Origin of the sequence: Myxococcus llanfairpwllgwyngyllgogerychwyrndrobwllllantysiliogogogochensis (genome assembly GCF_006636215.1) — a bacterium.
GTDB classification, from domain to species: Bacteria; Myxococcota; Myxococcia; order Myxococcales; family Myxococcaceae; genus Myxococcus; species Myxococcus llanfairpwllgwyngyllgogerychwyrndrobwllllantysiliogogogochensis.
Genome location: NZ_VIFM01000045.1, coordinates 1 through 21,463, shown reverse-complemented (window position 1 = coordinate 21,463; position 21,463 = coordinate 1). Strand labels below are relative to the sequence as shown.

At 70.1% G+C, this 21,463-nt stretch carries 16 protein-coding genes; 6 read left to right on the top strand and 10 right to left on the bottom strand.

Going from position 1 to position 21,463, the window contains the following annotated elements; all coding sequences use genetic code 11:
* Positions 1-5: 5 nt before the first annotated feature.
* Positions 6-6,170 (bottom strand): hypothetical protein, encoded by a 6,165-nt coding sequence (locus tag FJV41_RS13940; protein ID WP_181790623.1) that lies wholly within the window; start codon positions 6,168-6,170, stop codon positions 6-8.
* Between the two features lie 202 nt (positions 6,171-6,372).
* Here FJV41_RS13940 and FJV41_RS13935 point away from each other — a divergent pair, with 202 nt between their 5' ends.
* Positions 6,373-6,879: a GNAT family N-acetyltransferase gene (locus tag FJV41_RS13935; RefSeq protein ID WP_141642960.1), complete on the top strand. Its 507-nt coding sequence runs from the start codon at positions 6,373-6,375 to the stop codon at positions 6,877-6,879.
* Positions 6,880-7,068: 189 nt separating this feature from the next.
* A complete protein-coding gene (locus tag FJV41_RS13930) occupies positions 7,069-7,758 on the top strand; it encodes an endonuclease III domain-containing protein (protein ID WP_246137196.1) in 690 nt (229 codons plus the stop codon).
* Between the two features lie 3 nt (positions 7,759-7,761).
* Here FJV41_RS13930 and FJV41_RS13925 read toward each other — a convergent pair whose 3' ends face one another.
* Positions 7,762-9,042 (bottom strand): phospholipase D-like domain-containing protein, encoded by a 1,281-nt coding sequence (locus tag FJV41_RS13925; RefSeq protein WP_141642958.1) that lies wholly within the window; start codon positions 9,040-9,042, stop codon positions 7,762-7,764.
* 143 nt (positions 9,043-9,185) lie between these two features.
* On the opposite strand from FJV41_RS13925, the gene FJV41_RS13920 reads away from it, so the two are divergent.
* Both FJV41_RS13920 and FJV41_RS13915 read left to right on the top strand, forming a co-directional pair.
* The gene (locus FJV41_RS13920; RefSeq protein WP_141642957.1) at positions 9,186-11,525 is read left to right on the top strand and encodes an acyl-CoA dehydrogenase family protein; all 2,340 of its coding nucleotides are present in this window, start codon (positions 9,186-9,188) and stop codon (positions 11,523-11,525) included.
* Between the two features lie 68 nt (positions 11,526-11,593).
* Positions 11,594-12,109 carry an ester cyclase gene (locus tag FJV41_RS13915; protein WP_141642956.1) on the top strand — a complete coding sequence of 172 codons (516 nt, stop codon included), beginning with the start codon at positions 11,594-11,596 and terminating at the stop codon, positions 12,107-12,109.
* 7 nt (positions 12,110-12,116) lie between these two features.
* On the opposite strand, the gene FJV41_RS13910 is transcribed toward FJV41_RS13915, so the two are convergent.
* Together FJV41_RS13910 and FJV41_RS13905 are read right to left on the bottom strand one after the other, a co-directional pair.
* Complete coding sequence (locus FJV41_RS13910) at positions 12,117-12,743, bottom strand: hypothetical protein (RefSeq protein WP_141642955.1); 627 nt, start codon at positions 12,741-12,743, stop codon at positions 12,117-12,119.
* Positions 12,744-12,894: 151 nt separating this feature from the next.
* The gene (locus tag FJV41_RS13905; protein WP_141642954.1) at positions 12,895-13,650 is read right to left on the bottom strand and encodes a hypothetical protein; all 756 of its coding nucleotides are present in this window, start codon (positions 13,648-13,650) and stop codon (positions 12,895-12,897) included.
* A gap of 162 nt (positions 13,651-13,812) precedes the next feature.
* Here FJV41_RS13905 and FJV41_RS13900 point away from each other — a divergent pair, with 162 nt between their 5' ends.
* Together FJV41_RS13900 and FJV41_RS13895 are read left to right on the top strand one after the other, a co-directional pair.
* Positions 13,813-14,271, top strand: a complete 459-nt coding sequence (locus FJV41_RS13900) for a DUF3293 domain-containing protein (protein WP_141642953.1) — start codon at positions 13,813-13,815, stop codon at positions 14,269-14,271.
* 132 nt (positions 14,272-14,403) lie between these two features.
* Entirely contained in the window at positions 14,404-16,341 is a 1,938-nt protein-coding gene (locus tag FJV41_RS13895; RefSeq protein WP_141642952.1) for a bifunctional metallophosphatase/5'-nucleotidase, read from the top strand.
* Positions 16,342-16,359: 18 nt separating this feature from the next.
* On the opposite strand, the gene FJV41_RS13890 is transcribed toward FJV41_RS13895, so the two are convergent.
* The 6 genes from FJV41_RS13890 to FJV41_RS13865 form a co-directional block, all read right to left on the bottom strand.
* A complete protein-coding gene (locus FJV41_RS13890; RefSeq protein ID WP_174457887.1) occupies positions 16,360-16,782 on the bottom strand; it encodes a hypothetical protein in 423 nt (140 codons plus the stop codon).
* A gap of 194 nt (positions 16,783-16,976) precedes the next feature.
* Positions 16,977-17,585, bottom strand: a complete 609-nt coding sequence (clpP, locus tag FJV41_RS13885) for an ATP-dependent Clp endopeptidase proteolytic subunit ClpP (RefSeq protein WP_141642951.1) — start codon at positions 17,583-17,585, stop codon at positions 16,977-16,979.
* A 141-nt stretch (positions 17,586-17,726) separates the two neighbouring features.
* Positions 17,727-19,121, bottom strand: coding sequence for a class II fumarate hydratase (gene fumC, locus FJV41_RS13880; protein ID WP_141642950.1), 1,395 nt, complete (start codon positions 19,119-19,121; stop codon positions 17,727-17,729).
* Positions 19,122-19,226: 105 nt separating this feature from the next.
* On the bottom strand, positions 19,227-19,571 hold the full coding sequence (locus FJV41_RS54590; RefSeq protein ID WP_141642949.1) for an antibiotic biosynthesis monooxygenase family protein: 345 nt from the start codon (positions 19,569-19,571) through the stop codon (positions 19,227-19,229).
* Positions 19,568-20,758, bottom strand: a complete 1,191-nt coding sequence (locus FJV41_RS13870; protein ID WP_141642948.1) for a cytochrome P450 — start codon at positions 20,756-20,758, stop codon at positions 19,568-19,570. Before FJV41_RS13870 ends, FJV41_RS54590 begins: the two co-directional genes overlap by 4 nt.
* Before the next feature lie 248 nt (positions 20,759-21,006).
* Entirely contained in the window at positions 21,007-21,357 is a 351-nt protein-coding gene (locus FJV41_RS13865) for a PspC domain-containing protein (protein WP_246137195.1), read from the bottom strand.
* Between the last annotated feature and the right edge of the window lie 106 nt (positions 21,358-21,463).

Here is a 21,463-nt window from a genome sequence, read left to right as displayed (position 1 = left end):
AAGTGTCAGCCCTCCCAGGTGGACAGCAGTGCGCGAACCCGTGCGTACCTCTGGAGGAGTGCGGCACGGTGGGCGCTGAGCATCACCATGGAGCCGATGACGAAGAGGCCCAGGAGGAACAGCGATGCGGCGGCCACGCGGTGGTCCCTCATGCCGAAGCGCACGAGGTTCGCCGCGATGCACGTCACCAGGAACGCGGTGCCCAGGTACACGTAGGAGCGGATGCGCAGGGCGATGCCGAAGCCCACGCCCACCACGCAGAGGAACACGCACAGGAGCATCGCGCTGCCGTCGCTGAACATCAGCGGCTTCCACGCTCCCGCCACGTAGATGACGGTGACGGCCAGCGCGCGCAGCCGCGCGTAGGTGTCCTCGTCGATGGCGCCTCGGAACACGCGCAGCAACGCGAGCAGCGAGAGCCCCGCGGGGATGACGTAGAACTGCGGCTCGCCCTGGCCGGTGCCCTGCCACACGAGGTAGAGCGCCACGTTGAAGGCCACCACCGACGCGAGCGAGGCGACCCCTCGACGCGTCGGATGCGACGCCAGCGCGGCGAAGTGCGCGGCGTGTCCCACGAGCAGGGCCGCCACCTGGAGCGGCTCACCCCAGGGCGCTGACAACAACCCCGCCAGCGGGAAGAGGTATGCGCCCCACAGCGCGGGCCTGCGGAAGACGGCCAGGCTGGAGCCCTCGCGCTGCACGAAGAAGTAGAGGCCCGTGAAGAGGGCGCCCCCGACGAGGGCCGCGAGGCTGTCCCCAGTGCTCGGGCTCGTCCCCATGCCCAGCAGGCGCACGGACAGGTAGCCCAGCGCGAGCACGGCCTGGGCGAGGAACGCCGCCGGCTCGTCCTTCTCCACGGCGGCGTGGCGCACGAGCGCGACGAACAGCACCGCCAGCGCGATGCAGGCCACCAGTGCTTCGCGCAAGGCATCTCCCGTCGCGCCCAGGAACGACAACCCTAGGAGGACCTCGGTGAGCGCGACGACGGTGAAGCCCAGGCCCACACCCCGCCGGAGCTTCGCGCCCGCCAGGAACAGCGCCAACGTGGCGAGCACGGCGCTGGCCGCGCCGAAGTGCGGGAGGATGAACTCCGAGCCCCGCCCGGACGAGTACACCGCGCCCAGGTGCATCAGCGAGCCGTGCGCCGCCGCGAGTGAGGCCAGCCAGCCCACCACCTCGCGCTCGCGCCGACGCCACACCACCGTCCACGCGGAGGCCAGCCCGAAGAGGAAGCACAGCGGCGTCGCCGGGTGCTCCAGGTCTCTCAGCGAGGCCAGCGACAGCAGGGCCAGCACCCAGCCGCCGTGGTGCAGGGCCGCGCCCACGCGCACCCCGCGCGAGTCGAGCACCATGCCCCCCACGCACAGCACCAGGCCCGCGCCACTGATGACGGCGGGGAGCCACAACACCGGCACCGCGGCGACCAGCGAAGCCGCGAGCAGCACGGTGGCCACGTTCGCCATCCACCGCTCACGAGCGACCATCAGCACCAAGGACGTGAGGACCGCGCCCGCCGCCACGTGCGGCGCCAGCGCTCCCGGCCCCGCATCCGCCAGTCGTCCCAGGAGCAGCAGCGCGAGCGCTCCGGCGCTCCCCACCCATAGCGGCTCGCTCCAGGTGCCTTCCAGACCGGGAGCAAGCTTCAACGCCACCGCGCTGAGCGCGCGTTGCACCGCTCCGGACTGGCAGAGGGCGGACAACAGGCCCGCGCCCAGCGCCACCGCGATGACGGCGAGCCCCGTCTCCGGCCTCCACTCCAGGAAGTCATACGCCTCGGTCCGTCCCGCCGTCGCCAGCGCGAGCACCCAGACGGCGGGCACCAGCAGCCACCGGCGCGACAGCAGGAACGCGGACGCCGCCACCACGGCCGCGAGCCCCGCCAGTCGCGGCGGCGACGGGTCATCCAGCACCGGCAGCACCGCGATGGCCAGCGCGGTGATGACGGAGGCCCGACGCAGGTAGACATCCGGTGGGCTCCGGAAGAAGGCCCAGACAGCGGAGGGCGCATGGTGCTCGGCCAGGGCCAGTGCGAGCAGCATGCTGGTGACGACAGGCCTCGCCTCCGGAATGACGAGCAGCAGGAGCGAAGCGCCGCACACCCGCATGAACGGACGCGGCCCGGGCATCAACGCCAGCGACGCCGTGAGGAAGTACACGGGCACCGGCCCCATCCAGGGCGCCATCATCACCATCGGGGTGAGGCAGGCGAGGGCCAACTGCATCCACAGGGACAGCGCGTCGCGCTCCTTCTCCTCGTTCGAGCGGAGCAGCAGGGAGCTGAACGCGGGCACATGGGCGACGGCCCGTGCCACGGCGAGCGACACCAGCGGCAGCGCATACGCCCAGGTGGGCGGAGTGCCGCCCATCGCCAGGAAGCCGACGAAGGCATACGGCACCGCGAGGCTGGCGAAGACGGGCTGCCGGGTGGCGCGCGTCCACAGCAGCGGAAGCAGCATCGCGCCAGAGACCATCCACGCGGGATGCGCATCGTCCCAGCGCACCACCACGATGGCCAGCACCAGGGCCGATGCCAGGGTGGCCACCCACGCGAATCGCTTTCCTCCCGCGCCGACGGCCAACACCGCCGGGATTTCCTCCGCCACGGCCAGGAGCCCCAGCACGGCGGACAACCCCAGCAGCACCACGGGGCCTTCCGAATACAGGCCCATCGTCGCATACAGCGCCGCCACCGCGACGCTGAGCCCGGCCGGCATCGCCCGCGCGGTGAGCAGGGCCACGAAGGCCGCGCCGAGCAGGAACATGCCGCCCTGTGAGCTTCTCGCTTCCACCACGGCGACCAGCGGGAAGACCCACGCCACCAGTCCGGCGACCGTGGTGCTCGCGCCGCGCCCCCATCGCGCCGCGCAGAGCGAGGCACCCAGACCCCAGAGGAGGAACAACCCCAGGGACATCCCCGGCGTCATCATTCCATTCCAGGGCGCATAGAAGTTCGAGATGTCGGGCAGCAGCGCGAAGGCGGCGATGAACACCGCCAGCGGCCGGCTGAGGGGGAACGTGCGCGACACCACGGCGATGGCCGCCGCGGCCAGGAGCACCACCAGCCCCAGTCCGCTCACCTGGCCGACGGCACCCGCCACGAAACCGAACAGCGCGTAGAAGACGGCGACCCCGCCCAGCAGGCGCAGCAGCCGTCCTCGCTCGGCCAGCACCGCCAGGGCGAGCGCCACGAAGACCAGCGAGAACGCCATCGCGGTGGACGAGACCTGGATGGCGAACTTCGGCACGAGGGCCGCCGCCAGGAGGGCGGCATAGGCCATGGCGTACTCACTCCGGAGCGCCCACGCGACGACGAGCGTGCTCACCGCGCACAGCACCGCGCCCGTCATGGCCACGAAGCCGAAGTTGCTCACGAGGCCCATGCAGAAGCCCGCGGTGGCGATGAGCCCCGCGATGGGCGCCAGCAACGAGCGCGTCCGCGCGGTGCACACCGTGCAGACCCCCGCGAGCGCGAGCGACAGCAGCCCGGACACGACGGCAGCGGCCGGAACCGAGAGCACGTCGGCGGCCAGCACCGGCACCAGCAGCGACAGCAGCGCGCCCACGACGGTCAGGTAGAAGCGCTCCACCAGCAGACCCGTGACCAGGCACAGGAGGGACAGCCCCAGCACGCTCCAGAAGCCCGGGCGTGTGTCGGGCCCCGCCAGACCGTAGACGGTGAAGACGACGCTGGCCACGGCGGTGGAGCGGAAGAGCACCTCCGCGAAGGCGATGTCCCGCGCATTGCCCGTGCGCTCACCGCGCCACAGGCGCGACACCGCGAGCACGACGCCGGCGAGGATGAACGGCATCGCCGTCAGGGCGCCGTACTGCAAGGGCAGCTTGCCCGCGTCGGGGTAGCCGAGCGCGGCCTTGAGCGCGGCGATCAAGCGCTTCAGGGGGCCGGGGATGAGCTGCCCGCTGGTGGCATAGGCGAAGTAGGACGCCGCATAGGCGGGGTACACCCACGGCAGGCGACCGATGGCGCCGCGAGCCAGGGACACCAGGGTCCACGTGGTGACGGCGGCGGTGACGAACAAGGTCGGCGGCGGCGCGCCGATGGCGGCCACCAGACACATCACCTGGAGCGAGGCCACGCCCAGGGCGAGCGGATCCGCCGCGCGCTCGGCGGGCAGCGAGCGGAAGCGCTGCATGGCGGCGAGGAGGAACGCGAGGAAGGGCGCATAGACGCGCACGTCCGGCGGCGTTCCGGCATCGACGAGCGCCACATGGAGGCGGACGGCGTAGACGAGGAGCAGGTAGAGGGGCGCGCCCAGGGCGAAGGTGAGCTCGGCGCCTTCGCGCGGCCTGGCCACGGGTCGCGCGGACAGCAGGAAGAAGAGGACGCACGGGAGGATGTTCAGCCACAGCGCGGTGCCGCCGAGCTTCGCGGCCAGCGGCGCCAGTCCCATCATCAGCGTGCTCGCGACGAGGGCCACCTGGACGAAGGGACGCGAAGGCGCATCGAACGCATCCGCCGGTTTGCGCACGAGGAAGGCCGCGCCCACGGCCCAGCCGAGAAGCAGCGGGATGAGCATCACCGTGTTGACGCCCCCGAGCAGCAGCGCGTCTCCGAACTCCATGGGCCCCAGCGCGATGCCGGCGATCGGCGCGGACGCGGAGCCGATGATTCCGAGGATGCGCCCCGGGTTGCGCAGCGCCTCGCGACGGGCGAGGTACGCGCCCCAGACGGAGAAGCCAGCGGAGTAGCCCACGGTCATGCCGAAGACGGTGAGCGAGCGGGTGACGGAGGACATTCCGGCCCAGCTCTCGAAGACGAAGTAGAGGGTGCCCGAGAGGATGAGGAAGGCACCGACGAACCACATGATGCTCTCGTAGAGGAACGGCCTCCACACGCGATTCCACGTGGAGGTTTCCTCGACGAGTCGCGCCGTCGCATTCCGGGGCGGAGGCGCCTCGAACGAAGGCTGTGAGGGGTTCTCGGGCAGAGGGAGCTCTTCCGCCCCAGGCTCTCGCTGCGTCGGAGGTTTCACCCGATTCGGAGCACCGGGACGGGCCTGCTGCGCGGCCGAAGCCTGGTTGCGAGGCGCCGACGTCGCATCACGTCGCGAGGCACGAGCCGCCTCCACGGAAGCAGCCAGCAACCGCGCCGCTTCCTCACCCGAAACCACCGAGGCTCCCGAGGCCGCACGCGCGGCACTCGCGGCGGCGGCAGCCTCTCGCGCCGCGGCGTCCCTCGAAACCACCGAAGGAAGTCGAGCCGCGTCCCGCGGAGAGGCGACAGAGGACTCCACGGCATCCGAAGTCGCGCGGGGCGTCGCATCCGCACGCGCCAGTTCCTCATCCGAGAGCGCCGAGGCCGCGAGGTGCAACCCATCCGCCCGAGCCACGTCCTCGCCCGAGGCCGCCTGGCGCATCGCACTCGCCTGCGCCACATCCGAAGCCGCGAGCCCTGTCACACCTGACTGCACCACATCCGCATCCGAGTGGCGCACGACGCCCGCCCGCACCGCGTCATCACCCGAAGCCGCGAAGCCGGTCACACCTGACTGCACCGCGTCCGTATCCGTGTGGCGCACGACGCCCGCCCGCACCGCGTCGTCACCCGAAGCCGCGAAGCCGGTCACACCTGACTGCACCGCGTCCGTATCCGTGTGGCGCATCACGCCCGGCCGTGCCGCGTCGTCACCCGATGCAGCGAAGCCCGTCGCACCTGAGTGCAGCGCGTCCGCATCCGTGTGGCTCACCACGCCCGCGTGCGCCGCGTCGTCACCCGAAGCCGCCGAGCCCGTCACGCCCGCCCGCACCGCGTCCTCGCCCGAAGCCGCGTGGCGCATGGCGCTTGCCCGCGCAGCCGCCTCGCCCGTGCCCGCCATCTCCGGCGAAGCCACCACGACCGTCCGCGCCTCGCCAGTGTCCGCGACGACCTCCACCCGAGCGGCACGCTGTCCGGTCCCCGCGACAGGAGCGGGCGACTCAGCGAGCACGGATAGGAGGATTCGAGACTGCCGCTCGTAGCGTTCGGAGAGGAAGCGCCGGACGTTGGAGGGAACCTCGGAGGAATCCCAGCGAGTCAGCTCGGACAGGAGGAAGTGGACGTGAGCAAGCTCCGCTTCCAGCTCGGAACGGGGGCGCGAGGTCATCGCCGTACCGCACAAGGCGCACTGGCTGAATTGACCCAGGCGCTCCTGTCGGCAGTCAGGGCAGTACATGGGGTTCCCCCTCTACAACGGACATGCCACCCAGAATGCCTGGGTTCTCCCAGGGGAGGAAACCGGGGCCCCACTTCAGGGTGCGCCGGCTGTGTGCCACCTGTGCAGCCGGGTGCACAACAGGTGCGTGCACCCCGACGCACCCGTCAGCCCCTGGGTCTCTCTGGCCCTCGGTCCGCATCCATGAAACCGTGTGCCCCGCATGAGTACTGACGAACTGCGACTGCGTCCCATTCAGCCCCAGGACGACAAGCACATCGCCTCCATCATCCGCGCGGTGATGCCGGAGTTCGGCGCGGATGGCCCCGGCTTCGCGCTGCATGACGCGGAGGTCGACACCATGTCCGCCGCCTACGCGCACCCCCGCCACGCCTACTTCGTGGTGGAGCGAGCGGGCCGCATCCTGGGAGGAGGTGGCATCGCACCACTGGAAGGCGGCGACCCCAGCGTGTGCGAGCTGCGCAAGATGTACTTCCTGCCCGAGGCCCGGGGCTTGGGAGTGGGCGAGCGCATGGTGCGCCGCTGCCTCGACTTCGCGCGCGAGGCGTTCTTCCACCGCTGCTACCTGGAGACCCTCGCCTCGATGACCCAGGCCCAGAAGCTCTACCGGCGCCTGGGCTTCACTCCGCTGTGCGCGCCCCTGGGAAGAACCGGGCACTTCGGCTGCGACCACTGGTACGCGCTGGACCTGACGAAGCCGCCCGGCTGACGCGCTCCCCTGCCCTGCCACCGGGCAGGAGGCACCCGCGGACCCGTTCCCGTGAAGGTCCTCATCTTCCCTCGAAACCCAGGGAGGAGAGGGATGGCGACGACACCCCGGAATCGCCGCGCGACAAGCCGTCAGGCACCGTCCCGGACCAGCACGCGAACCGTGCGCGCACGTCCGGACAACACAGGCGTGGTCACCGAACCCGAGCCGCGCGCCGACAAAGTTCCCTTCGACATCGACGACGTGCTGGCGCGAGTGCGCGAAGCGGTGCGTGACTTCGCGGACGCGGCGATGTTCGCGCTCGCGGCACGAGGCCACGACAGCCTCTTCGAGCAGCTCGTCGCCTGCATCCTCTCCATCCGCACCCTCGATGAAGTGAGCCTGCCCGCCGCGCTCGCATTGCTCCAGCGCGCCTCCACCCCCGAAGCGCTCGCGAGCATGCGCCCCGACGACCTCGACGCCCTCATCCGCCCCGTCACCTTCCACGACGCCAAGGCGCACCAACTCCACGCCATCGCCGTGCGCACCCGGAACGAGTTCGGCGGAAAGCTGCCCTGTGACGCCCAGGTGCTCCAAACCTTCAAGGGCGTGGGGCCCAAGTGCGCGCACCTGGCGCTCGGCATCGCCTGCGGCCACGAGGCCATCAGCGTGGACATCCACGTGCACCGCGTGACGAACCGCTGGGGCTACGTGAAGGCCAACTCACCCGAGGCGACGATGGCGGCCCTGGAGACGCAGCTCCCGCGCAGGTACTGGGTGGAACTCAATCGCCTGTTGGTGCCCTTCGGCAAGCACGTGTGCACCGGCTCGCGGCCCCGGTGCTCCACCTGTCCTGTGCTCGAGTCCTGTCGTCAGGTCGGCGTGACGAACCCGCGCTGACCGTCAGCGGTCATGGCCCACCAACTGCGTGGCCCTGCGAGCCAACCGTCGCCACGGGTTGGTGCGGCCCCCGTTCTCCAGCGAGATTTCCTTGGAGACACGCAGGTCCTTCGCCCAGCAGCGCTCCATCTTGCGCACGAACTCCGCGTCGTTGATGACGAGCGAGCCCTCACCCAACTTGTTGAGCGACAGCGAGTCCATGTTGGTGGAGCCCACCACGGCGAGCCAGTCATCCACGAGCATCGTCTTCGCGTGCATCATCGACGGTTGGTACTCGTAGATGCGCGCGCCCGCGTCCAACAGTCGCTCGTACGTGGAGCGCTGCGAGGCACGGATGACCTTCACGTCATGGATGGGTCCGGGGCCCAGGATGCGAAGCTCCACGCCCTGCCGGCACTTCTCCTCCAGCTGCTCCAGAATCTCGTTGGGCGGAGAGAAGTACGCGTTGGCGATCCACAGGCGCTCACGCGCGGCGGCGATGACCATGCGCACCATGCGCTCCGCATCCGTGATGCCCAGCTTGCCCGAGCTCTCCACGAAGCACGCCTCGGAGTCACCCACCAGCGCGGGCTCCGGGAAGGTGCTCGGAGGCAGCAGTCCGCCGCCCGACTCCTGCCAGTAACGCGAGAAGGAGAGCTGCATCTCGCGCGCGGCGGGGCCCTCGACACGGACGCTCGTGTCGCGCCACTCCTCGGGCGACTGACCGTTGCCCTCCCAGACCTTCCAGAAGCCGAAGCCGCCCGTGTACGCGATGCGTCCGTCGATGATGACCAGCTTCTGGTGCGTGCGCCCCAACAGGCGCCCCATCACCTTGCCCGCGAGCAGCCGGTAGTAGTGAACCTCCACCCCGGCCTCGCAGAGCACCTTCTCCACCTTCTGGTCGAAGTCCTTGTCGCCGCTGAGCTCCTCGCTGCCCACCGGGTCCACCACCACGCGGCACGCGACACCCGCGCGGGAGCGCTCCACCAGCGCCTCGATGATGCGGTCCGACACGTCACACGGCCGCCAGATGTAGACGAGGATGTGGACACTCTCCCGCGCCGCGTGGATGTCCTCCAGCATCCGGTCGAACACCGCGCCGTTGTCGAGCAACTCCAGCCGGTGCCCCGGCATCAACGCGGCGCCGGTGGACTGGTACAGGGAGAACGAGAAGCCCTGGGGCCCGGGGGGCAGCACGAAGGGGCCATGCATCTCGTGCCTGCCGCGCTCCCTGGCGCCGTCAAAGCCGTGGGCGCCCGGCTGGGGCAGAATCTCCATCTCCGTGAGGTCCTGGGGCTCGTCCATGACGTGGCAAGCTAGGGACACTCTCCGGCCCCGGCATGCAGGGCCCGCCCGCCTGCCCGACAGCCGAGTGCTCTCTCCCATTGCCGCCCGGCGCCATGCTGTCCACACTGCGCCCGTTCCCTCGCCTGCTGGAGTGTCGACTTATGGTGGAAGAGATTCGTCCAACCGCGAAGGAGCTGCTGTCGCTGCCGCGCCTCGCGCCGCTGGTGCCCATGCTGTACGTGGCCTGGACGGACGGAGAGCTGACACCCGCGGAGATACGGATGCTCGGCAACGCGGCCCGCGCCCAGCCCTGGCTGGACCTGCGCTCCACCTCCGTGCTCGCGCGCTGGTTGGACCCGCTGCTGCCGCCCACCTCCAACGAGCTGGCGCTGGTGCGCGAGCACATCCGCGCCGCCGCCACGCGACTGGCCCTCAGTCCCCAGGACAGCCTCGCGGAGCTGGGCGCGAAGCTGGCCGAGCTGGTCTCCGGCACGAAGGAGCTGCCCCCGTCCGTCCCCGAACTGGTGCGCGCGCTGGCCTCTGTCGAGGCCGTGCTGGGGGTCTCCAGCCGGGACGCCGTGCGCGCCCTCGTCCCCTCCGCCGCGCACGAGCCACGGCGCATCGGCCCCACGGAGCCCACGTCCTTCGCCCCGGAGGCACTGCGCGCGGTGCTGGACCGCAAGTACCCAGAGGTCCGCTCGAAGGTGCGCACGTGGCTGGAGGACCCGGCCTTCCGCCAGCAGCCCACGCAGGACACGGCGAAGCAGCGCGAGCAGGTCTTCGACTGGCTCAAGCAACTGGCGGACGAGGGCCTGGGCCGCATCGCCTTCCCGGAAGGTGACGAGGCGGGCGCGGACCTGGGCGCCTTCATCGCCGCGTTCGAGACGCTGGCGTTCTTCGACATGAGCCTCGTGGTGAAGGCGGGTGTCCACTTCGGCCTGTTCGGCGCGAGCATCCTCTTCCTCGGCACGGAGCGGCACCACCGCGAGTACCTGCCAAAGGTCGCCACGCTGGAATTGCCCGGCTGTTTCGCCATGAGCGAGCTGGGCCACGGCTCCAACGTGCGCGACGTGGAGACGGTGGCGCGCTACGACGCGGAGGCCGGGAACTTCCTCGTCCACACGCCGTCGGACTCCGCGCGCAAGGAGTGGATTGGCAACGCCGCGGTCCACGGCCGCATCGCCACGGTGTTCGCGCAGCTGGAGGTGGGCGGCAAGGGCCTGGGCGTGCACGCCCTCCTGGTGCCCCTGCGCGATGAGCGCGGCAGGCTGCTTCCCGGAGTGCGCATCGAGGACTGCGGCCGGAAGATGGGGCTCAACGGCGTGGACAACGGCCGCATCTGGTTCGACCACGTGCGGGTGCCTCGGGAGAACCTGCTGGACCGCTTCGGCCAGGTGAGCGCCGACGGCGAGTACACCAGCTCCATCTCCAGCGACGGACGGCGCTTCTTCACCATGCTGGGCACGCTCGTCGCGGGGCGGGTGAGCGTGGCGTGCGCGTCGCTGAGCGGAGCCAAGAGCGGGCTGACCATCGCCGTGCGCTACGCGGACTTGCGCCGGCAGTTCGGTCCTCCGGGCGCAACGGAAGTCCGGCTGCTCGACCACCAGACGCACCAGCTGCGCCTGCTGAGGCCGCTGGCGAAGACGTACGCGCTCGACTTCGCGCTGGAGTACCTGGTGGAGCGCTACGTGAAGCGCACGGAGGAGGACTCCATGGAGGTGGAGGCCCTGGCGGCGGGTCTCAAGGCGTATGCCTCGTGGAACGTGACGGCGGTGCTCCAGGAGGCGCGCGAGGCGTGCGGAGGCCAGGGTTATCTGGAGGCCAACCGGCTGCCGGGGTTGAAGGCGGACACGGACATCTTCACGACGTTCGAGGGCGACAACACGGTGCTGATGCAGCTGGTCGCCAAGAGCCTGCTGACGGACTACCGGCAGCGCTTCGAGGATGACCGCGTCTTCGCGGTGCTCAAGCTCATCGCCGACAGGGCGACGTCGGTGGCGGACCGAAACCCCATCGCGACGCGGCGCACCGGCAGCGAGCACCTGCGCGACGGCGACTTCCAGCTCCGGCTCTTGCGCTACCGCGAGGAGGACCTGCTGGCCTCGGTGGCGAAGCGGCTGCGCAAGCGGATGTCCGCGGGCGTGGAGGCGTTCAGCGCCTTCAACCAGGTGCAGGCACACCTGGTCGCGCTGGCGCACGCGCACATCGAGCGGGTGGTGCTGGAGCAGTTCCTCCACGGCGTGGCGGCGGTGAAGGACGAGGGGCTCAAGGTCGTCCTGGGACGGTTGTGCGACCTCTATGGCCTGTCGTGCCTGGAGTCGTCGAGCGGCTGGTTCCAGGAGAACGGGCTCATGGAGGGCAACAAGGCCCTGGCCATCCGCAAGGAGGTCGTGAAGCTCTGCACGGAGTTGCGTCCGGACGCGGTGGCGCTGGTGGATGCCTTCGGCATTCCGGACAGCTGCCTCGCCTCGCCTATCGGCCTGGGGCACCTGTCGCCCTGATGTGCGGTGAACACTCGGGGACCTCGGGGGGCTGACGGCCTGGGCGGCGCTGCGCAGCTTCCCAGGCCATGAAAAGCCCCGCGACGACGATGTGGCTCTGCGTGCTCGGAATGCTGTCCGCGTGTGCGTCCGTGTCTCCGGTGGAGCGCGCCGCCGCGCTGGAGGAGCAGAACCGCCAGCAGGCGCGACTGCTCACCGAGGAGCTCTACAACCTGCGCAAGCTGGACCGCGTCGCGGAGCTGTTCTCCGAGGACTACGTGGACCACTCCACGGGAGCGCCCACGGACGTGGTGGGCCCGGCCGCCGTGCGCCAGCAGGCCGAGGCGACGTTCCAGGCCTTCCCGGACCTGCGCTTCGACGTCCTCCACGTGGTGGCGGACGGAGACATGGTGCTGGTGCACTGGAAGGCCGAGGGCACGGACGTGAAGCACCCGGACGACACGGGCAAGCCCCGTCCCCTCGCGCTGAACGGCCACTCGCTCTACCGGATGCGCGACGGCAAGGTGGTGGAGTCCTGGGACATCTCCGACCGCCTCGCCCCGCTCCTGCAACGCGGCTACAGAATCGTTCCGCCCCAGCAGTGACGTGGCGTCACTGCAGGACGGCGGGCGCATGGAAGACCTCGCCGTCGCGGCCCTCCACGCGCAGGCTGGCGCCGTCGGCGGGGCTCACCTTCAGCTCCACGCGAGGCTGACCCCGGCGGTCCACCAGCATCAGCCCCAGCGAGCCGTGCTCATCCGCGCCCAGAATCGCGCGAGGCCGCCCGTCCGCGTCCGCCAGCTCCAGCCGCGAGGAGCCGTCCACCTGGAGCCCCACCGCGAACAGGTCCACGCCACCGGGCTTGGACAGCGTCAGGCGCGGCGCTTCATCCGAGTACACGGTGAGTTCGGCCAGGGACTCGCCCCCGGCCGTGGAGAAGCGCAGCCGGGGCGAGCCATCCCCCGCCACGCCCAGCAAGGCGCGCGGACGTCCCGCGCCGTCATGGAGCACCAGCCCCGCGGCGCCCGAGTCATCCAGCCCCAGCGAGGCCCGGCGCTGGCCCTGGGCATCGTTGAGCACCAGGCGCGAGGCCACCAGCTCTCCCCCCAGCGTCGGCGCGGGCTTCAACGCCGCGGTGCCCAGCCCCACTCCCGCCAGCGCGAGCGCCGAGAAGGTGAGTCCCTGCAACCGCCGACAGCGGCGCTCCAGTCGCTCCAGCCGCGCATCCACCGAGTCCATGTCGAGCCTCTTTCTGACCGGACCCTGCACGCCCGGAGCCGGGCAGGTTAGCGGAAGAAGGACGGGCGCGCGCCCCACACCCAGAGACAAGGACCATCATCCACCCACCGAGCCCAGGACAGCCGTTGCCCGGGCCCGAAGGGAAGCCACGTCAGATGTCGACGTCGCTCGAGTCGGCGGTGTTGTAGTCCCGCACGTCGCGCCGGATGGAACGACCGCGGCCGAAGAGGAAGCCCAGCTTGAACTGGACGAAGCCTCCCTCGAAGCCCGCGCCCAGCTCCGAGCTGGAATCCGTGGTGTTGAACTCACCGACGATGGGGACGGAGATGCCCACCTCGGGCATCAGGCGGAAACCCTCGGTGACGCGCAGCGCGTAGCCCACCGAGGCACCCACGCTCAGCAGATTCACCGCCGCGTTTTCGGTGGAGCTGCCCGCGGCGATTCGCGTCGCGGACACGCGAGGCCCCAGCACCAGCTCCGAGCCGCCCGCCGTCTTGAAGCCCACCAGCAGGGGCACCGCCAGGTTGACGTAGCTGCCCACGGCGGCGTCATCGTTTCCCACGAAGACACCCATCACCGAGGGCGCCAGGGAGATGGCCAGGTTCGGGTCATCGGGGGTGGTGAGCAGGAACTTCGACTGGAGTTCGGCCAGCGACGAGCCGAAGCGCACGCCCAGGTCCAAGCGCTCCGTCACGCCGAAGCGCGCCGCGAGGTCGATGTGTGGATAGTAGACGCCAGCCGCCCCGCTCTCACCAATGACGGCGGCGCCCCCGACGCCCGGCTCGATGGCGATCTGGAACTTGCCCGCGCCCAGCGTGTCGGCTGTCTGGACATGACTCACCGAAACACAGCCGGTCCCCCCCAAGCCCCCGCACAGCGCGGCGACGACCACGGCACGACGCATCATCTGGATCCGCCCCACGTCCAAACGCCCCCTCATTGGAACGTTGCGAGGGCTCCCGACGTTGAGGGGTTCTGAACATTCACCGGGAATATCCAGACACCTTTTCGCCAGAACCTGTCGCCCCCGGGGCTGACAGCGGGGTGTCGGCAACGCGAGAATGAGGCGATGAGACAGCTCGACCAGGAGCGGTTGCTGGGAGCCTACCGGGCGACGCGGTATGTCATTCGCCCCCATGGTTCCACGGAAGGCGTGGAGCAGGTGCTGCGAGTTGGAAGGCTGCACCCCGCCCTCGACGCCGCCCTGGCGGCACGGGGGCATCGGGAGTGGGCCTTCCTGACAGCCTGGAATCCGGGTTCGCGCCCTCGGGGCAAGGACGAGAACCAGCGCGCACAGGAGCGGCTGACCTCCCAGCTCATCGCGGGCGGCTGGGTGGTGGCGCCCGCCATCGGTGAGGCGGAGGACGGGAGCTGGTCCGAGCAGAGCCTCTTCGTGCCGGGCCTGCCCCGCGCGGAGGCGGAGCGCTTCGGCCGCGCCCACGGACAGGTCGCCGTCCTCGTGGGCCGCACCGGGGGGCCCGCGGAGTTGCTGCTGTGCGGCGGCGAGGCGCCGCCACCCGCTCCTTGAAGCAGGGCGATGAGTCGCAACCCCGTGTCGAGACGAAGTCGAGGCGCGAGCTTCACCGTGCCGCCATGAAGGGCGCGCCATCCTCCACGAACCTGAGTAGGCTCCCCCTCCCCGTTCGTTGGAGTTCCGTCGATGCCTCAAGCCACACCGCGCTCGTCACTTCCGGGAGCGCGCCCCAGCGTCTTCCTGCTCGCCGGAGCGTTTGTCACCGGCATGTTCCTCTTCGCCCATGGCGGCTGCGGAGGTGACGAGTGCCAGGACGCCGCCGACTGCCGTGAAGACAACGGCACACCGGCCGAGGGAAAGGAGTGGGTTTGCGACGACAAGCGCTGCGAGCAACACCCCGTCCTGCAGCCGCCTCCGGACGCGGGGACACCCGACGCGGGGACACCCGACTCGGGGACACCCGACGCGGGGGCGCCCGACGCGGGGAGACCCGACGCGGGGACTCCCGACTCGGGTCCCACCACGGTGAGCGTGCAGGTGCTCGCGTTCAATGACTTCCACGGGCAGCTCGAGGAGCCCGCGAGCCAGATTCTGGCGGGCGTGGCCCCCGACGGTGGGCCGGTGCGGGTGAACGCGGGCGGCGTGACGTACTTCGCCCGGCACATCGCGGCCCTGCGGGCCACCAATCCGAACACGGTGGTGGTGGCGGCGGGAGACCTCATCGGCGCCTCGCCGCTGGTGTCGGCGCTCTTCCACGACGAGCCCACCATCGAGGCGATGAACCTGATTGGTCTTGACCTGGTCGCGGTGGGCAACCACGAGTTCGACGAGGGCAGCACGGAGCTGTTGCGCATGCAGTCGGGCGGCTGCCACCCGGTGGATGGCTGCCTGGACGGGGATGGCTTCCCGGGCGCGAAGTTCAAGTTCCTGGCGGCCAACGTGGCCACGGGCGTGGACCGCACGCTGTTCCCCCGCTACGACGTGCGCGAGTTCGAGGGCGTGAAGGTGGCCTTCATCGGCATGACGTTGGAGAACACGCCGGAAGCCGTCATCCCCACGGGCGTGGCGGGGCTCACCTTCAAGGACGAAGTGCAGACGGTGAACGCGCTGGTGCCGGAGCTGCGGCAGCAGGGCATCGAAGCCATCATCGTGGTGGTGCACCAGGGCGGCAATCCGGCCCCGGGCTCGCTGGTGAACGAATGCAAGGGCGCGGGTGCGGACGGCCTCATCTCAGGTGCCATCGTGGGCATCGCCAAGGGCCTCAACGACGCGGTGGATGTCATCGTCAGCGGCCACACGCATCAGGCCTACAACTGCGTCATCGATGGCAAGGTCGTCACGAGCGCCTCGTCGATGGGGCGGCTCGTCACGGACATCGACCTGACGTTGAGCAAGGCGACGGGCGACGTCGTGGGGGCGCGAGCGAACAACGTCATCGTCACTCGCGACGTGCAGGAGGTCGGCGCGGTGAAGGAGCTGGTGACGAAGTACCAGGGGCTCGTCGAGCAGCGGGCCAACCGGGTCATCGGCTGGGTGGCGCAGACGCTCAGGTCACAGACGGACTCCGCGGGCCAGTCCACCCTGGGCTTCGTCGTCGCGGACTCACAGTTGGAGGCGACGAAGCCCGCGAACCTGGGTGGGGCGCAGGTGGCCTTCATGAACTCGGGCGGCCTGCGCGCGGACATCGGCCAGGGAGAGGTCACCTACGGCGAGGCCTTCACCACGCAGCCGTTCGGCAACAGCCTGGTCACCGTGACGCTGACGGGCGCGCAAATCGAGCAACTGCTGGAGGGGCAGTGGCAGCCGTCGGGAGCCACCATCATGCTGCTTCCGTCGGCGGGCTTCACCTATGCGTTCAGCGCGTCGGCGCCCATCGGAAACCGCGTCGACCCGGCGTCCATCCGGATCAACGGCGTGCCAGTGAGCCTGACGGCGGAGTACCGCGTCACCGCGAACAACTACCTCGCGAGTGGGGGTGATGGCGTCGAGGTGCTCCCCGAGGGGACGAACCGGCTGGGTGGCGCCGTGGACAGCGACGCGATGGAGGCCTACCTGAAGGCGCACAGCAGCGCGGCGAGCCCCTTGCCCGCCCCGGCGTTGAATCGCGTCACCGCGCTGCCGTAGCGGCCGGCTCCGGCCGCGTCAGGGGACGGGTCCTCGCCCCTGACCGCCGGAGGGCACGTCCTCTCCCCGTCCGGGGACGTTGTCGGGGGTGGTGGTGGAGCCCGGGAGGATTTCAATCTCCTGGGCGCGCGTCACCCGGCGGGCAATCTCGTCGAACTCCAGCTCCACGCCCCGGCCGGGCTTGTCCTTCAAGCCGAAGCGGATGCGCCAGAGGTTGGGGCGGATCTCCACGGCCTCGCCGGCCTGGGCCAGGACGAAGCTGTTGTTGCGGGCGTATTCCTCACCGGCCTGGATGACGTCGCGCTCGCCCAGCTCCGCCTGCACGGAGGCCGAGGAGGGGGGAACGGGCGGGCGACCGGTGGGCCCCACGCAGCCCACTCCAAGCAGGATGGCGGCGGGTAGCAGGAGGCGACGGAGGGTGCGCGAGCGGGGCCAGGACATGTGTCCAAGTTTGGGCATCGGCCAGGACACTCGCAGCCGAGGGAGCGGGCACGGCGGCGCGCGGGTTTCGCGCCTGCTCGGTGCACCAGCGTAGGACCTGCGCGCGGCGGGGGGCGGAATCAACGGGCGGGCTCGAAGCACCCACCCGGCCCCCGCTCCGCCATGAGAGCGGGGGGCGGTGCGACGACGCGCCGTTACTTCGCGGACGGGGACGGAGAGATGATGCGCTGCTTCTCCACGACTTCGTCGATGAGGCCGTACTGCCGGGCATCCTCGGCGCTCATGAAGTAGTCGCGCTCGGTGTCCTTCTCGATGCGCTCGACGGTGTGGCCCGTGTGCTTGACGATGAGGCCGTTGATGTAGCTGCGCAGGCGGAGGATTTCCTTGGCCTGGATGTCGATGTCCGTGGCCTGGCCCTGAGCGCCGCCGAGCGGCTGGTGAATCATGATGCGGCTGTTGGGCAGGGCGTAGCGCTTGCCCTTGGCACCGGCCAGCAGCAGGAGGGCGCCCATGGAGGCGGCCTGTCCCACGCAGATGGTGGACACCGGACACTTCACGTACTGCATGGTGTCATAGATGGCGAGGCCGGCCGTGACGGAGCCACCGGGCGAGTTGATGTAGAGGTTGATGCCCTTGTCGGGGTCCTCGGACTCGAGGAAGAGCAACTGGGCGACGATGATGTTGGCCACGTCGTCGTTGACGGGCGTGCCCAGCATGATGATGCGGTCCTTGAGGAGCCGGCTGTACAGGTCATACGCCCGCTCGCCGCGGTGCGTGGTCTCAATGACGAAAGGGACGTTCATGGCTCCCCTACCCTAATCGTCCTGTCGCCCTCGCGCCCGCTCGTTCTTCCCGCAGCGTGAGCTGGCCCACGGTTGGGACGGGGATGGCCCCCCGGATGCCCCTCGGTGGGGCGTCCAGGCGGGGTGTAGGACACGGGCGGCCTACAGGCCGGTCATCTTCTCCGGGCGGACCCATTGGTCGAACTGCTCGGAGGTGAGCAGGCCCAGCGCCACGGCGACCTCCTTGAGCGTCTTGCCTTCCTTGTGGGCCTGCTTGGCGATTTTCGCGGCGTTGTCGTAGCCGATGTGCGGGTTGAGGGCGGTGACGAGCATGAGGCTGCGCTCCAGGTTCTCCTGGATGCGGGCGCGGTTGGGTTCGATGCCGACAGCGCAGTTGAGCCGGAAGCTGCGCATGCCGTCCGCGAGCAGCCGGCAGCTCTGCAGGACGTTGTGGATGATGAGGGGCTTGAAGACGTTGAGCTCGAAGTTGCCGGAGGCGCCGCCGATGGAGACGGCGACGTCGTTGCCCATGACCTGGGCGCAGAGCATGGTGAGGGCTTCGCTCTGGGTGGGATTGACCTTGCCCGGCATGATGGAGCTGCCCGGCTCGTTCTCCGGGATGGTGATTTCGCCCAGGCCGGAGCGGGGGCCGGAGGACAGCCAGCGGATGTCGTTGGCGATTTTGAAGAGGACGGCGGCCAGGCCCTTGAGGGCGCCGTGGGCCTGGACGAGCGCGTCGTTGGCGGCCAGCGCCTCGAACTTGTTGGGGGCGGTGACGAAGCCGAGGCCGGTGAGGCGGGCAATCTCCTTCGCGACGCGCTCGGCATAGCCCTTGGGGGCGTTGAGGCCCGTGCCGACGGCGGTGCCACCCAGCGCGAGCTCATGCAGGTGCGGCAGCGTCCGCTCCAGGTGGGAACGCGCGAGGTCCAGCTGGGCGACGTAGCCGCTCAGCTCCTGGCCCAGGGTGAGGGGCGTGGCGTCCTGGAGGTGGGTGCGGCCAATCTTCACCACGTCCATGAAGGCGCGGGACTTGTCGGCGAGGACATCGCGCAGGGCCTTCAGTTCGGGGAGGACGTGCTCGACGAGGGAGGTGGCGGCGGCCACGCTCATGGCGGTGGGGAAGACATCGTTGGAGCTCTGGCCCTTGTTGACGTCGTCGTTGGCGTGGACCTTGCGGCCCTCGCCGCGCTCTCCGCCGAGCAGCTCCGAGGCGCGGTTGGCGAGCACCTCGTTGGTGTTCATGTTCGTCTGGGTGCCGCTGCCGGTCTGCCAGACGGCCAGGGGGAACTCGGCGTCGTGTTTGCCGGCGAGGACCTCATCGGCGGCGCGGACGATGGCATCGCCCTTCTCGCGAGCCAGGCCGCCGTTCTCCACGTTGACGAGGGCCGCGGCCTTCTTGACGAGGACGAGCGCGCGGATGAGGCCGGGGGGCATGCGCTCGGTGGAGATGGCGAAGTTCTGGAGGCTGCGCTGGGTCTGCGCGCCCCAGAGGCGGTCGGCGGGGACTTCGATGGGGCCGAAGGTGTCCTTCTCGATGCGAACGTTCTGGGTGCTCACGCGCGGGGCTCCTGGCGAAAAGTGTCCGTGAGCCCACGAATAACAGGCTGGAGCCGTTGGCACCCGGAAGGTGTGTGGACCGTCGCTCCGTGAGCAATCCGGGTGTCAGCCGTGAGCCCGTCGGCTGTCGTCGGGGGCCTGCTCGCGCTCGTGGGGTCCGTAGTCGCGAAGGACCGTGGCGACGCGCAGGCGGTAGTCGGCGAAGACGGACTCCCGGCCCCGGGCCTGGGCGGCGCGGTGGGCCTCGAGCTGTCGCCATTGCTGGACGGCGGCCTCGTCCCGCCAGAACGAGAGGGAGAGCAGCCGGTCTGGCGAGGACAGACTCTGGAAGCGCTCGATGGAGATGAAGCCGTCGATGCGAGCCAGCAGCGGCCGGAGCTGGTCGGCCAGGTCCAGGTACTCACGCTGTCCATCGGCGCTGAGCCGGGCCTCGAAGATGACGGCAATCATGGTTGAGCCTCCGGGAGGACAGCAGCGGCGAACACGGGGATGCGAGAGTTGAGCGAGGGCATCCACGCAGCCCCGAGGACGGCCGCCCGAAGCGCGCGAAGGTCCGAAGAGAGCAGCGTCAGGAGGGCGCCATGAGCCATGGACTTCGCGAGCCCATCACCAGGGCAGGCATGAGCGCCCGCGCCGAAAGCAAGCGCCCGGGGATGTGTCCGGTGGAGGTCGAACCGCTGCGGTTCCGGATGAAGGGCGGGGTCACGGTTGGCGGCGGCGAGGACGACGAGCACGGCATCCCCGGAGGCCATGGCCTGTCCGGCGACAACGGCGTCATCGGCCAGGAACCGTCGGGTGTTCTGGACGGGGGATTCGAACCGGAGCACCTCGTCGAGAAACGAAGGAAGCAGCGACACGTCGTCCCGCACCTCCATGAGCAGCGAGGAGTCCGTGAACAGGGCGCGAAGGGCCTGCCCCAGCAACCCCGCCGTGGCGTCATGCGTCTGCAAGAGCAGACCGATGGCATTGGCGACCACCACCTCCGAGGAGTCCTGGGGCCCCAGCGAGGCCGTCTCATGGGCCAGCACAGCCAGGGGGCCACCGGACGAGCCCGGTGCGAGCTGGGCCTCCAGCGCGGAGCGAAACACCGAGAGCAGAGACCGCGCGGCCAAGGTCGCGGGCCCCAGGGTGTCCGGGTGGGCGCCGGGAACGATGCAGCGCACGAAATCCCGCGTCCAGGAGGCGACCTGGGGGATCGACTCGGAGGAAAGCCCCAGCAGCTCACCGAGCACGTACACCGGGAGCAGAAAGGTCAGCGTGTGACTCGGAGCCGAAAGCGAAAGCTGTCGGGTCCAGCGCCCGGAGACCTCGATGACCTGAGGCGGCTCCCACGTGCGCAGCAGCGCGACGAGGGCGCGCCGTGCGAAGGCGTGAGGGGAGCCGTCGTTCATGCGAGCAAGGCGTCGGAACACCTCGCCGGGAGCCGACCCGAGCAGGGCGCGAGGAACCGGTTCGGAGACAGGACGGACGCGACAGGAGGGGTGGGTGAGCACCGCCTGAACGGCCTCCGAGCTGGAGGCGACCCACAGGCGAAGGGAGTCATCCCAGTACAGGGGTCGTCGGGAGACGAGGTCCGCGTAGAAGGGGTACGGGTCCGGGTGGGTCGCGGCGGCGATGGGGTCCAGAGGGGGTGACATCCGGAGTCCTCGAACCGCCGTGCATTCCGGGATGGAGTGCGAAGCGGTGAGGAGCTTCTACGGGTCCCCGAGGACGAACGTTTCGGTGCGGACCGAAATGAGCCGAAGGGTGTGCACCAGCGCCATGTGCCGCAAGGGAGCGGGACGGCCGGCGTGGGGGGCCCCGTCCGCTGACGGGGGGACCCGCGCCGAGCCGAGGGGCCCGCGAGCCGTGTCTACCGTGGCCGCGGGCCCGTGAATCCGCGCCCTCAAACCCGGCGCTCGACCCGAGAAGCTTCCGACTGCCCGAGTCCCGACAGCCACTCCATCGTGCGCTGCAGCGGGGCCTGCCCCACCGGAGACGAAGGAGTGAAGCCCCAGAGGAGCAGATAGACGAGGGGCAGCGTGCCGCCGGAGAACAGGGTGGCGATGACGAGCGCCACGCGGACCAGCGCCACGTCGATGCCCAGCTCGCGAGCCAGCATCGCGCACACGCCCGTCAGCGCCCGTCCTTCCACACCCCGGTGAAGCCGCTCCCCTCGCGTCCCGCAGCGAGGGCACTTCGCCGCTTCCGCCCTCATCTCCTCCGCGCATCCCGAGCACCGCTTCATCGCGTCCATGACCTGTCTCCCCAGAGGGGCAACCCCCTTGGCGTCAAGCACCCTCATCCCTACCTACGCACCCTGGCGTCGCTGATTGCATCCGTTCCGCCCGCCGCCCCCTCCC